We start from the raw sequence: 12,219 nt of genomic DNA, 5'->3' as shown, positions 1-12,219 counted from the left end.
TAAGCCAAAAGGAGAGCAAGAATGACTATTCATAAGCACGGTTCAGCACACTGGTCTGGCGACATTAAACGCGGGAAAGGAACGGTTTCTACCGAGAGCGGCGTTCTCAATCAGCAGCCTTATGGCTTTAACACCCGCTTTGAGGGTGAAAAGGGGACCAACCCTGAGGAGCTGATTGGCGCGGCACACGCCGCCTGTTTCTCGATGGCGCTTTCGCTGATGCTGGGTGAGGCGGGCTATACCGCCGATTCCATTGATACCACTGCAGACGTCTCGCTGGATAAAACCGACGGCGGTTTTGCTATCACAAAGGTTGCGCTGAAAAGCAAGGTGACTGTTCCCGGCATCGCGCCTCAGCAGTTTGACGGCATCATTCAGAAAGCGAAAGCAGGCTGCCCGGTGTCGCAGCTGCTGAAAGCCGACATCACGCTCGATTACAAACTCAACTAAGCCCCAGCCGGGCTCGCGCCCGGCTATCCCTTCAGCGCGGCGGGGAATACCTCCGCCAGCCAGGCAATAAATACCTTCAGGCGGTGCGTTAAATGCCGGTTTTGGGGGTAAACCACATGAAACGGATAGGCAGCAGGGCGCCAGTCGCTCAGGATTGCCGTCAATGTTCCCGTCTGCAAATAGTGCTTTGCCGAATACTCAAAAGTCTGAACAATCCCAAGTCCCACCGCGGCAGCAGCGAGATGGGCATTGCTTTCATTGACGCCGAGATAGTGTGGAATGCTGATTTCCAGCGCCTCGCCATCCTGTCTGAAGCGAAACGGAAAGGCCCGCCCGGTGACCGGAGAGAGATAGCTTATCAATTTGTGGCCGTTGCGCAGCTCCTGCGGATAGGCCGGGACGCCATGATTCTTCAGATAACCCGGCGTCGCGCAGGTAACCATTTCAGCATTGCCGAGATGTCGGGCAATAAGTGTTGAGTCGTTCAGCGGGCCGCCGCGAATAACACAGTCTACGTTACCGCTGATTAAGTCTACGGGCCGGTCGGCCACCCCAAGATCGATCCGGATATCCGGGTAGCGCTGCATGAAATCTGGTAGCAGGGGGATGAGTACGTCGCGGGCGGTGGAGCCGCCGATGTCGACGCGCAGATGCCCCTTTGGCGTCGCGCGAGAAACGCGAAAAGAGGTGTCAATATCTTCGATATCAATCAGCACCCTGAGTGCTTTTTCATAGTATTCCGCCCCCTCAGGCGTGGTGACGACCCGGCGGGTGGTGCGGTGCAGGAGGCGGATCTCAAGATGCGTTTCGAGAGATTTCACCAGTTTGCTCAGGGTGGCTATCGGCATATTCAGCGAATCCGCCGCGCGCGTAAAACTGCCGGATTCCACCACCCGCGTAAAGGCACGCATTGCCATTAACTGGTCCATCAGGCCCTCTGATTATTTCTGTATGTGAATAGTCATTTTCATTTTTGCCCATTTTTCATTAATGCTGCAAGGGCTAAAGTTTGTTCAACGCGAGCGAAAGCGCGCAAATCAAACCCAACAAAAGGTAAATGACATGAACACGACTCTTTCAGGAAAAATTGCACTGGTAACCGGGGGCAGCACCGGTATTGGTCTTGCCACGGCGCAGGAGCTGGCGGCTCAGGGGGCGAAGGTGTACATCACCGGACGTCGTCAGGCCGAGCTGGACGCGGCGGTGGCTGAAATTGCTTCAACGGCAGTGGGCATTCGTGCGGATGTCTCTAAACTCGGCGATCTGGATGAGGTTTATGCCCGGATTGCAAAAGAGGAAGGCCGTCTGGATATCCTGTTCGCCAATGCGGGGGGCGGTGATATGCTGCCGCTGGGCGCGATCACCGAAGAGCAGTTTGACCGTATTTTCGGTACTAACGTCCGCGGCGTGCTCTTTACGGTGCAGAAGGCGCTGCCGCTCTTATCCGCCGGATCGTCGATTATTCTGACCGGCTCGACGGTCTCCATTAAGGGGACGGCAAACTTTAGCGTCTACAGCGCCAGTAAGGCCGCCGTTCGCAACTTTGCCCGCTCCTGGGCGCTGGATTTGCAGGGCCGCGGGATCCGCGTCAACGTGGTGAGTCCGGGCCCAATCAAAACCCCGGGTCTCGGTGATTTGGTGCCGGAAGAACACCGTCAGGGGCTGTACGATGCGCTGGCCGCGCAGGTCCCGCTCGGACGTTTAGGCGCGCCGGGTGAAGTAGGGAAAGCGGTGGCGTTTCTGGCCTCCGATGCGGCCAGCTTTATTAACGCCACCGAGCTGTTTGTGGACGGCGGGATGGCGCAAATCTAACCCAGGTTGCGCCAGCAGCGAACGTGACGGCCCTCGTGAGAGGGCTGTAAAGCCTGGGGATCTTCACACCCCTGCGTGGCCAGCGGGCAACGGTCGCGGAAAAAGCAGCCTTTGGGCAGGTGACGGTTTCCGGGAAGCTCCGTTTTGCGTAACGCCAGCGTTTCATCCAGCGGTTCACCGGTGCGGGGAACCGAATCGAGCAACAGACGGGTATAAGGATGGCGCGGTTCCCCCAGCACCTGCGCGGCGCTGCCCAGCTCCACAATCTGCCCGAGGTACATTACCGCCACGCGGTCACTCATGTGTCGGACCACCGATACGTTATGCGAAATTAACACATAAGTCAGATTACGTTGCTGTTGCAGGGTCACCAGCAGATTGAGGATTTGCGCCTGCACGGAGATATCCAGCGCGCTGGTCGGTTCGTCGAGCACGATGATGTCCGGATCGGACGAGAGAGCCCGGGCGATGGCGATGCGCTGGCGCTGGCCGCCGGAAAAGGCGTGCGGTAGCCGGTCGAGATATTCCGGACGAATGCCAACCTGCAACGCCAGGTTTTCCGCCATCTGTCGGCGTTCCCGTTCGGGGCTGCGTTTTTGCACCCACACCGGCTCGGTGATGATGCGCCAGACCGGCAAGCGCGGATCGAGCGACGAGAGCGGGTCCTGAAACACCATCTGCATGCCGCCCGCGTGGTTTACCCGCTGGTATGCCCCGGCGCTGGGCTTAAGCATGCCCATCAGTAGCTGGGCCAGCGTGCTTTTACCGCAGCCGGATTCCCCGACAATGCCCAGCGTTTCTCCCCGACGGATCTGCAGATCGAGTCCGTTGAGCGCATGCACCTGCTCGGTGACGCGGCCCAGCCAGTTTTTACGTGCCGCAAAGTTTACGTGCACGCTATCCAGTTCCAGCAGCACATCAGACATGGGGTTTCTCCTGTTGCGGATACCAGCAGGCGGCCTGTTGGCCTTCTGCGCCATGGGGGTGTAAGCGCGGGGTTTCGCTGCATTTCGCCCCGGCGGCAAAGCAGCGATCGCGAAATGCGCATCCCTGCGGAAGCTGGCTGAGGTTGGGGACGGTACCGGGGATGGCCGGGAGCAGATCGCGCGGCTGACCGTTCTCCGGCGCACACTTCAGCAGGCCAATGGAGTAGGGATGAACTGGGGCATGGATCAGCGTTTGCGTGGCGCCGCTCTCTATCACGCTACCGGCATACATCACATACATTCTGTCGCAGAGCTGGGATACCACGGCCATATCATGGCTGATAAACAGCACAGAGGTGCCGCTGGCCCGCGCCTTATGCTTCAGCAAGCGCAGCACCTGCAGCTGGACGGTAACGTCCAGTGCGGTGGTCGGTTCGTCGGCAATGATCAGCTCCGGCTCGCAGGAGAAGGCAAGGGCGATCATCACCCGCTGGCGCATGCCGCCGGAGAGTTCGAAAGGATAACGCGCCATCACCTGGTGCGCGTCCGGGATTTGCATCTCTTCCAGCAGGGTAATCGCCTTTTGTTGCGCCTCCCGCCGGGAAAGTGGTCGATGCTGGCGGATCACCTCCACCATCTGTTTGCCAATCTGTCGCGTCGGATTGAGGGCGGTCATCGGCTCCTGAAAAATCATCGCCACTCTGGCGCCGCGCCACTGGCGGAGCTGTTTCTCAGATGCCGCGAGGACATTTTCACCCAGTAGCATCACCTGGCCCTGATGGATCCGGTAGCTGCCTTCCGGCAGCAGCCGCATGGCGAGCATTGCGGTCACGGATTTCCCCGATCCCGATTCGCCCACCACGCCGACGATCTCACCCCTTTTGATCTCCAGCGAGACGTTATTCAGCGCGTGGACCTCACCGCGAAAAATCGGGAAGCTCAGGTGCAGGTCTTCAATGCGTAATACCGATTCGGTCATGACTGTTTCCCTCCTGACTTCGGATCCAGCAGGTCGCGGATACCGTCACCGAACAGGTTAAAACCCACGGCGGTAATCAAAATGGCCGCACCGGGAAAGGCGCAATACCACCACTGGTCGAGAACGTAGTTACGGCCAACGGCCACCATCGCCCCCCATTCGGCGGTCGGCTGCTGTGCACCCAGACCAATAAACCCCAGCGTCGCGGCCATCAGAATAGCGCTACCAATGTCCAGCGAAGCCTGCACAATCAGCGGCGGCAGGGCATTACGCAGAATATGCCAGCGGATCAAATGCCAGCGTGATGCGCCAAACGTGCGGGCGGCCTGCACGTAGGTAAACTGGCGGACCACCAGCGTCTGGCCGCGCGCCAGGCGGACGTAAAACGGAATGCGGACAATGGCGATCGCCAGCATGGCGTTAAACAGGCTCGGGCCGAGCGCGGCAGCCAGCGCCATGGTCAGCACCAGAGAGGGTATAGAGAGCATGATGTCCATCACCCGCATGATGATGGCGTCACCGCGCCCACCCAGTACGCCGGACAAACAGCCCAGCAGCGAGCCAATGCCGCCTGCAATCACCACCACCGCCAGCCCGGCGGCGATCGACTGCTGGCTGCCTGCCAGGACGCGGCTGAACAGATCGCGTCCCACTTCATCGGTACCAAACCAGTGTTGTGCGGACGGTGCCTGCAGACGGGCGGTCAGATCCAGCGCGTTCGGGTCATGCGGCACAATCCACGGTGAGGTCACCATCACCAGGAGCATCGCAATCATAATCACGCCGCCCACCATCGTGAGTGGGCTTTGACGCAGCATCCAGAACAGTTTTGCCCAGTTAATACGTTGTCTTGCAGTTTTAACCGGGACGGGCGTTTCCTGCGTTAACATCATTCGGCACCTCCGCGCCCAATTCGCGGGTCAATCCACAGATAAAGCAGATCGACCACCAGATTCACCAATACGTAGGCCAGAGAGACGACGACAGCGAAGCCCATCACCGCAGGGAAATCGAGCGCCTGAATGGACGTCACCACCCAGGCACCCATCCCCGGCCAGGCAAAGACGGTTTCGGTCAGTACTGCACCGTACAGCAAATCGCCCAGCGCCAGCCCCAGCACGGTAATCGACGGGATCATCGCATTGGGCAGAGCGTAACGCAGGACGATATACCAGCCAGGCAGGCCGCTGGCGCGCGCCGTGCGGATGTAGTCCTCGCTAAGCTGCTCCAGCATCGCGGAACGCACCTGACGCGCCACAATGCCCAGGTGAACAAACGCCAGCGTCAGCGAGGGTAAAATCAGATGCTGAAGCGCATTGAGAAAGACCTCGACGTTGCCCTCCAGCAGGGCATCCAGCAGGTAAAACCCGGTGACGTGCGTCGGCGGATCGAGCCAGTCGTCCAGTCTGCCGCCGCCCGGGAGGATCTGCAGGTGCCCGTAGAAAAGCACAATAACGCCCAGACCGAGCCAGAAGGCTGGTGTGGAAATGCCGGTCATCGCCATTAATCGCACCAGATGATCCAGCCAGCGGTTGCGATAGACCGCCGACAAAATCCCCAACGGCACGCCGATGACCAGCGCCAGTAGCAGGGAGCAAAAGGCCAGCTCCAGCGTGGCAGGGAAAAAGGCCTTCAGGTCTTGTGCAACCGGACGTCCGGTACGAATGGACGTGCCGAGATCGCCATGGGCGAGAGCATCGACGTAGCGACCAAACTGGATATACAGCGGCTGATCCAGCCCCAGTTGCTGGCGGATGTTTTGCACGATGTCGTCGCTGGCACGGTCTCCGGCCAGCAGACGGGCCGGATCGCCGGGGATCATGTGTGAAATAATAAAGGTAATGATACAGACACCGGCCACCACCAGGAGTAATCCCCAGCAGCGCTGGCGCACAATGCTCCAGAACGTCATACACTTTCCCCCGGCGAATTCGTTATTTACTCATGGTGGCGATGTTGAACACCTGCTCAAGCATCGGATTAAAGGTGAAGCCTTTAACCTCTTTGTTCATCGCCAGCTGATAGTTCTTCTGGAACAGATAAACGTAGGCCGCCTCGTCAATCACCACTTTTTGCGCCTGCTGGTAATCTTTGGTGCGTTCTGCCTGATCGGTGGTTTTCAGCGCGGCCTGCAGCAGCGAGTCGACCTCTTTGTTTTCATAGAATGAACGGTTGCCCGGCAGCCCTTTTTTGTCTGATTCGAACCAGTAGTTCATGAACATATAGGGGTCGGCAAAGTCCGGGCTCCAGTTACCGATTGCAATGTCGTAATCGCCTTTACCGACGCGGTCGCGCATGGTGGCGTTCGCCAGTTTCTCCAGCTTGACGTTAATGCCGATCTTGCCGAGGCTGGCCTGGGTTGAGAGGGCGATAGGCTCCCAGTTCGGATCGTTATCCGAGTAAAGGAAGGTCAGGCTGGCGGGCTTGTCTTTGACCTTCTCCAGCGCCGCTTTCGCTTTGGCCTCATCATAGCTGTACTGCATTGCCGTGGCGTCAAAGCCCCACATGCCTTCAGGGATCGGGCCGCGCATCTGCTTGCCGTTGCCGCTCAGAATGCCCTTCACCATGCCCTGGTAGTCCGTCGCCCATGAAATGGCTCGACGTAAATCCACCTGATTGAGCGGCGCTTTGCTGTTGTTGAGGTAGAGATAGGTCACGCGCAGGGACGGGTATTCCGCGACGGCGACTTTTCCTTCCTGCTTCAGGGCCGAGAGCTGATCGACCGGCAGGGAGTCGGCAATGTCCAGATCGCCGCGGGAAAGCTGCAATCGGCGGGAGGCGCTCTCTCCGATAATTTTTACCGATACACGCTTAAAGTGCGGTTTTTCACCCTGCCAGTGTGGGTTAGGCACCAGCACCAGCTGCTGGCCTTTCTGCCAGCTTTTGAGCATAAACGGCCCGGAACCGGCGGTGTTTTGCGCCAGGAAACCGCGCGCATCGTCCGCGGCATTTTCCTTCAGCACTGCCGGGTTAATGATGGATGCCCCGTCATTTGCCAGCGTGTAAAGGAAGGGGGCAAACGGCTGGCTGAGGGTGAATTTCACCGTATGGTCATCTACCGCATCAATTTTCAGATCTTTCGGGAAGGCTTCAGACGGCCCCTGGCCGAGCTTCAGCAGGCGTTCAAAAGAGCGTTTTACCGCGTCGGCGGTGACCGGCGTGCCGTCGGAGAATTTCGCGTTATCCGCCAGGGTAAAGGTCCACTCTTTCTGGTCGTCGGACGCTTTCCAGCCTGTCGAGAGATCGCCTTCCACCTCGGTAGAGCCTGGCTTGTACTTGACCAGACGCTGATAGGACGGATAGGTGACGGTCCAGTCGTTGTTATCAATGGTGATGGCAGGGTCGAGCGTTTGCGGGTCGGCGGCTTTACCAATCACCAGCATGTCTTTCGGGACGGCAGCCAGCGCCAGCGGAGCGTTCATTACCAGCGTGGCGGCGATCAGGGTCGTGAGAAGCGATGTTTTCATGGCAGTGCTCCAGGTTTAAAGAGGGGTGTGCATCAGGGGAAAACAGGCAAAACGGTCATCAAGCAGCGGGTAGCTGGTGGCGTTCGGCAGTTCAAAGTGCCACCATTCGCTGCTGATACCGACAAAACCGCCACCGAACATGATGGCATTCAGCAGCAGACGGTTGCGCTGGGCGTGCGGCGGTACGGAAGGGTGATACGGATGCGAGCGGTCGTGCATTTCGTCAAAACCGGCGCCCATATCCAGCACGGTATTGTGTTCGTCCATCAGCGTGACGTCGATGGCCGTGCCGCGACTGTGATTGGAGCCAATCGCCACGTCGACCACATATTCCGGGTTCGGGCAGGCATCCCACAGCTGGGCCTGCGCCTGCTGCGGTCGGTAGGCGTCGTACACCACCAGCTTCAGCCCGGCCAGCGTGGCAATGCTGATGGCTTTTGCCAGCGCGGTGGCGGCGTCGGTATGCAGCAGGCACAGCGCCTCTTGGTAGATCGGGCGACCGGTGATGTTGTCGGCAGTGGCGTACTTCAGATCGATATGCAGCGTGGGAAATGTCTTCGCCACATCAATCAGTTCACTCTCTTCGGGCATAGCTCCGCTCCTTTAGCGTTCGAATTGACCAAACTCTTGTTGTAATTGCCGGTTTACCGCCAGACGTGCCGGGAGCGCATCACCCAACGCTTCCACCACGCCCGACAGCAGCAGGTTGAACAAACAGCTCACGGGGGCAAGTGAATCCCAGAAATGACCGGTATCGGTTTTCACCTGCAGTAAGTCCATCGGATAATCCCGCGCCCACGGACACCAGATGTCGGTGATTAAGGCCAGCGGAATGCCTTTTTCGCTCGCGACGCGGCAGTACTGGCGGGCCATCGCGGAGTAGGCGCGCGTATCGGTCAGCACGACATAAGGGTGCGAAAACCCCGAGTTGAGGGATTCCACCCAGCTTCCGGATGCCCCCTCCGAATAGCTCACGCGCGGGCGCAGGTACTCAAGGTGGCTGAAGAAGGCGTTGGCGATCCCGCGGGTGGACTGGATCCCCAGCACAAACACCGCATCCGCATGGGCCAGGTTGTGTACGACCTGGCGGAAGACGTCCGTTTGCGCGAGCTGATACACCTGCGTGATGGCGTCCACTTCCAGCGAAAGGGCGTGCTGAAGGCGGTTGGGCAGGGGGCGCTGCTGTTGCCAGGAGTCCAGACGTTCGTTCATACCCCAGGGCTGATACGGATCGCGCAGGCTCTTTTTGACATCCTCCAGGTTGCGGTAGCCCAGCTTGCGCAGAAAGCGTCCCACGGTGATCCCGCTCGTCCCGCTCGCCTGACCGACGCTTTCAGCCGTTTCAAACGGTATCTGCGCGGCGTGGGCAAGCAACCAGCTTCCGACCCGTTTTTCGCTGGGCGTGAACTGGCTAAACATCGTTTCGATACGGCTCAACATCTCAGGTTTCGTCGTCATACCGCCTCGCTGTTAACACGCTGTCAAAAGCCGATCTTGTGTTACCTCGTTAACAATGCATGACGCGTGCCAGGGACACAGGCGAGGGAATGCCTGCTCTGCTGTAAACTTCATGCAATATTTAGTTAACGGATGATCAACATTTGTGCAGCGTAGTTCACTTTTGGTGCAGTGACAGAATCTGCACGTATGAATTTGGTGAATACGTCAGCCCGTTCACATTTTTGATAAGATAGAAACACAGTAGACATGAAAGGGATCCCGGCATGGCGAATTGGCCCTGGCGAGTCAGCGAGCATCTGATGGTGCTTGTTAAGAAAATAGCGATGGTGGTGGGGATCGTACTGGTCGTCCTGTTGGCAGTGCGGGTCTATCTCTCGCAGCAGGGGCCTGAACTGCATCTCTGGCATACCTGGCGGGCAGATGAGATGTCCCTACGCGAGCTCGATGGCGCCGACTTTGCCGGGTATGTTGCCCGCGAAAATGCCATTTTCGCCGATCTTAATACCGCGGTGACGGCAAAAACAGAGCATGAGGAACAAACGCCGCTAAACCGCTATTACCGCCAGAGCCTGGTCTGGCCGGGTCAGTTTTCACCGGATGCCAACCGCTCTTTTGTACTCATGCCAGCCGGAAAGCCGCGCGGCGCGGTGGTGTTGCTCCATGGACTGACGGATTCACCCTATAGCGTCAGACATCTTGCTCAGAATTATCAGGCCCACGGCTTTGTGGCCGTGGTTCCGCGCCTGCCCGGACACGGCACCGCGCCTGGCGCGCTGACGGACGTTGACTGGGAGATGTGGCTGGCGGCGACGCGCCTTGCCGTTCGGGAAGCGACGCGTCTGGCGGGAGAAAATGTGCCCCTGCATCTGGTGGGCTATTCCAACGGCGGGGCGCTGGCGATGAAATATGCCCTCGATGCACTTGACGTGCCATCGCTGCGTAAGCCGCAGCAACTGGTGCTGCTGTCGCCGATGATCGGCGTGACGGCATTCGCGCGATTCGCCGGTTTCGCCGGGTTACCGGCGCTGCTCCCGGCGTTTGCCAAAGCGGCGTGGCTGAATATTTCCCCGGAATATAACCCGTATAAATACAACTCGTTCCCGGTGAACGCCGCCCGCCAGTCGTGGCTGTTGACGAAGGCGCTGCAGGAGCAGATTGGCCGGGAGGCGCGGGAAAACAGGCTGGCAACGCTGCCGCCGGTTCTGGCATTCCAGTCGGTGATGGATTCCACCGTCAGCACCCGCGCGGTGGTGAGCGGCTTGTTTGATCAGCTTCCGGCAAATGGCAGCGAGCTGGTGGTATTTGATATCAACCAGGCGGCGAGCTTCCGTCCGCTGTTCAAGCCCTCGTCCTGGACGGCCACCTCAGCGCTGCTGCCTACTGTCGATCGACGTTACACTGTCACGGTTATTACCAATGCGAATGAACACAGTTTCTCAACGGTAGCGAAAATCACGCCGGCAGGAAGCACTCACGAGACGGTCGTGCCGCTTGGGCAGTCCTGGCCGCAGGATGTCTATTCCCTGTCGCACGTTGCGGTGCCGTTCCCGCAGGATGACGATCTCTATGGCCGGGAGCCTGACGTGAAAAACCGCTACGGCATTAGCCTGGGGACGATAGCGCTCTGGGGGGAAACCTCTGTGTTGAGCGTCGGGAAAGAGGCGCTTATGCGGGTCACCTCAAACCCGTTCTACGGCTACATGGAGGAGAGGATCAACAGCCGAATCGGGGATGAGAAAAAGTAACGTTCTTCTGTTGTGTGAATATGTTAGGTCGCAATGATTAAGTATGTTAAATAATACCTTCAAGGCACCTCTCTCATCGGAACCCGTTTTGTGCTGACGACTCTCATTTACCGAAGCCAGTTGAATTTATCCCACCCGTCAACCGAACTCCGGGAGGTGGTGGAGCGCGCCAGACGCCGTAACGCGAAGCTGAATATAACCGGTGTGCTCCTCTCTAAAGGGGATGACGTTCTGCAAATTCTTGAAGGTTCCGAAGAGGGCGTGGTCAGGCTCTTCAATAAAATCCGTGATGACAAGCGGCACAGCGGAGTGGTTGAACTGATGCGGGATTATGGCCCGCGCAGACGATTCGAAAACGTCGGGATGCTGCTGTTCGATCTGCAGACGCAGTCGCCGAAAGAGGTGCTGCAATCGGTGCTGCGTTACAGCAAACTCGACAGTTACCTGGCCTCCGATGACCGCGTATTCAAATTTATTCAGACGTTTATTACAGATAAGCGTCCGAACCCGTCGGGTGGACGTTACGATCCGGCAAAGTGGGCGCTTGAACCCGAAACCTTACCCTTTGGCGAGTCTCTGGGCCTGATTGCCGCGCAAACCTGTCAATTTGCGCTTCAACCGATTGTTGAGCCTTCGGAAGGCAAGATCAGCTCCCTTGAAGCTCTTATCCGCAGCAATGACGGCGGCAGTCCGGACCAGTTCTTCCGCGCCCTTGACCCGGACACCCTCTATCAGGTCGATCTCCAGACGAAAGCCTATGCCTTTGCGCTGGCGGAAAAGCTGGGGATTGGCAGCCACAAAATTGCGGTCAACCTGTTGCCGATGTCGCTGGTGAATGTCCCTGGCGCAGTGGAATTTCTGGTCGGTGAGATTAAAAAACACGGGCTTCAGCCAGAGCAGGTGGTGCTGGAAATCACTGAAAACGAGATGATATCCGGACTGAATCAGTTCAACAGCGCCATTAAACAACTTCGCGGTGAGGGGGTTGGCATGGCGATTGATGATTTTGGTTCCGGCTATGCCGGTCTCTCTCTGCTGACGCGCTTCCAGCCGGATAAAATTAAGATTGACCGGGAGATTATCAGCGATATTCACCTGAGCGGTCCGAAACAGGCGATTGTACGCTCGATTATTAGCTGCTGCTCCGATCTCGAAATCACCCTGGTGGCGGAAGGTATCGAGAAAATAGAGGAGTGGTGCTGGCTCGAATCTGCCGGGATCCGCCGCTTCCAGGGCTTCCTGTTTGCCCGCCCGCTGCTTAACGGCGTCGGAGATATTCACTGGCCGCACCTGGTGCGTTAAGGCAATTTTCCACTCGCGTTATTTCCCCGTCGTCCTGCCTGTGCTTAAATAGCTAAAACGGTTTAACATAGTTTAGC

Annotated in this window: 12 protein-coding genes; 4 read left to right on the top strand and 8 right to left on the bottom strand. The window is 58.1% G+C overall.

What is annotated here, in order from left to right:
* Nucleotides 1–21: 21 nt before the first annotated feature.
* Complete coding sequence (locus ACOTY9_RS02600) at nucleotides 22–450, top strand: OsmC family protein (protein ID WP_014883900.1); 429 nt, start codon at nucleotides 22–24, stop codon at nucleotides 448–450.
* A gap of 23 nt (nucleotides 451–473) precedes the next feature.
* Here ACOTY9_RS02600 and ACOTY9_RS02595 read toward each other — a convergent pair whose 3' ends face one another.
* Nucleotides 474–1,379 (bottom strand): LysR family transcriptional regulator, encoded by a 906-nt coding sequence (locus ACOTY9_RS02595; protein ID WP_023337326.1) that lies wholly within the window; start codon nucleotides 1,377–1,379, stop codon nucleotides 474–476.
* Nucleotides 1,380–1,512: 133 nt separating this feature from the next.
* On the opposite strand from ACOTY9_RS02595, the gene ACOTY9_RS02590 reads away from it, so the two are divergent.
* On the top strand, nucleotides 1,513–2,262 hold the full coding sequence (locus ACOTY9_RS02590; protein ID WP_023337325.1) for an SDR family NAD(P)-dependent oxidoreductase: 750 nt from the start codon (nucleotides 1,513–1,515) through the stop codon (nucleotides 2,260–2,262).
* On the opposite strand, the gene ACOTY9_RS02585 is transcribed toward ACOTY9_RS02590, so the two are convergent.
* Genes ACOTY9_RS02585 through ACOTY9_RS02555 form a run of 7 tightly spaced genes read right to left on the bottom strand, consistent with a single transcriptional unit; the run spans nucleotide 2,259 to nucleotide 9,092 of the window.
* Nucleotides 2,259–3,188, bottom strand: a complete 930-nt coding sequence (locus ACOTY9_RS02585; RefSeq protein ID WP_032636451.1) for an oligopeptide/dipeptide ABC transporter ATP-binding protein — start codon at nucleotides 3,186–3,188, stop codon at nucleotides 2,259–2,261. The two genes, ACOTY9_RS02590 and ACOTY9_RS02585, sit on opposite strands and share 4 nt — an antisense overlap.
* Entirely contained in the window at nucleotides 3,181–4,167 is a 987-nt protein-coding gene (locus ACOTY9_RS02580) for an ABC transporter ATP-binding protein (protein ID WP_014883896.1), read from the bottom strand. Before ACOTY9_RS02580 ends, ACOTY9_RS02585 begins: the two co-directional genes overlap by 8 nt.
* Entirely contained in the window at nucleotides 4,164–5,060 is an 897-nt protein-coding gene (ddpC, locus tag ACOTY9_RS02575; protein ID WP_023330458.1) for a D,D-dipeptide ABC transporter permease, read from the bottom strand. Before ddpC ends, ACOTY9_RS02580 begins: the two co-directional genes overlap by 4 nt.
* Entirely contained in the window at nucleotides 5,057–6,079 is a 1,023-nt protein-coding gene (locus tag ACOTY9_RS02570) for an ABC transporter permease (protein ID WP_014883894.1), read from the bottom strand. Before ACOTY9_RS02570 ends, ddpC begins: the two co-directional genes overlap by 4 nt.
* A 22-nt stretch (nucleotides 6,080–6,101) precedes the next feature.
* Entirely contained in the window at nucleotides 6,102–7,634 is a 1,533-nt protein-coding gene (locus ACOTY9_RS02565) for an ABC transporter substrate-binding protein (RefSeq protein ID WP_047624922.1), read from the bottom strand.
* 15 nt (nucleotides 7,635–7,649) lie between these two features.
* On the bottom strand, nucleotides 7,650–8,225 hold the full coding sequence (gene ddpX, locus ACOTY9_RS02560) for a D-alanyl-D-alanine dipeptidase (RefSeq protein WP_045133998.1): 576 nt from the start codon (nucleotides 8,223–8,225) through the stop codon (nucleotides 7,650–7,652).
* Nucleotides 8,226–8,237: 12 nt separating this feature from the next.
* Nucleotides 8,238–9,092: a MurR/RpiR family transcriptional regulator gene (locus ACOTY9_RS02555; protein ID WP_014883891.1), complete on the bottom strand. Its 855-nt coding sequence runs from the start codon at nucleotides 9,090–9,092 to the stop codon at nucleotides 8,238–8,240.
* A 266-nt stretch (nucleotides 9,093–9,358) separates the two neighbouring features.
* Between ACOTY9_RS02555 and ACOTY9_RS02550 the strand changes: the two genes are divergently transcribed.
* On the top strand, nucleotides 9,359–10,840 hold the full coding sequence (locus ACOTY9_RS02550) for an alpha/beta hydrolase (protein ID WP_348565491.1): 1,482 nt from the start codon (nucleotides 9,359–9,361) through the stop codon (nucleotides 10,838–10,840).
* Between the two features lie 90 nt (nucleotides 10,841–10,930).
* Nucleotides 10,931–12,142 carry a diguanylate phosphodiesterase gene (locus tag ACOTY9_RS02545; protein WP_023330455.1) on the top strand — a complete coding sequence of 404 codons (1,212 nt, stop codon included), beginning with the start codon at nucleotides 10,931–10,933 and terminating at the stop codon, nucleotides 12,140–12,142.
* The last annotated feature ends 77 nt before the right edge of the window (nucleotides 12,143–12,219 follow it).

Origin of the sequence: Enterobacter cloacae complex sp. SHL012, from assembly GCF_049237505.1 — a bacterium.
GTDB classification, from domain to species: domain Bacteria; phylum Pseudomonadota; class Gammaproteobacteria; order Enterobacterales; family Enterobacteriaceae; genus Enterobacter; species Enterobacter kobei.
This window is presented reverse-complemented; position numbering and strand designations above follow the sequence as displayed.

Bases quoted from the DNA above. Each gene is read 5' to 3' on its own strand.
- ACOTY9_RS02565 (WP_047624922.1), bottom strand. From the start codon at position 7,634: ATGAAAACATCGCTTCTCACGACCCTGATCGCCGCCACGCTGGTAATG.
- ACOTY9_RS02590 (WP_023337325.1), top strand. From the start codon at position 1,513: ATGAACACGACTCTTTCAGGAAAAATTGCACTGGTAACCGGGGGCAGC.
- ddpC (WP_023330458.1), bottom strand. From the start codon at position 5,060: ATGATGTTAACGCAGGAAACGCCCGTCCCGGTTAAAACTGCAAGACAA.
- ACOTY9_RS02595 (WP_023337326.1), bottom strand. From the start codon at position 1,379: ATGGACCAGTTAATGGCAATGCGTGCCTTTACGCGGGTGGTGGAATCC.
- ACOTY9_RS02570 (WP_014883894.1), bottom strand. From the start codon at position 6,079: ATGACGTTCTGGAGCATTGTGCGCCAGCGCTGCTGGGGATTACTCCTG.
- ACOTY9_RS02600 (WP_014883900.1), top strand. From the start codon at position 22: ATGACTATTCATAAGCACGGTTCAGCACACTGGTCTGGCGACATTAAA.
- ddpX (WP_045133998.1), bottom strand. From the start codon at position 8,225: ATGCCCGAAGAGAGTGAACTGATTGATGTGGCGAAGACATTTCCCACG.
- ACOTY9_RS02580 (WP_014883896.1), bottom strand. From the start codon at position 4,167: ATGACCGAATCGGTATTACGCATTGAAGACCTGCACCTGAGCTTCCCG.
- ACOTY9_RS02555 (WP_014883891.1), bottom strand. From the start codon at position 9,092: ATGACGACGAAACCTGAGATGTTGAGCCGTATCGAAACGATGTTTAGC.
- ACOTY9_RS02585 (WP_032636451.1), bottom strand. From the start codon at position 3,188: ATGTCTGATGTGCTGCTGGAACTGGATAGCGTGCACGTAAACTTTGCG.
- ACOTY9_RS02550 (WP_348565491.1), top strand. From the start codon at position 9,359: ATGGCGAATTGGCCCTGGCGAGTCAGCGAGCATCTGATGGTGCTTGTT.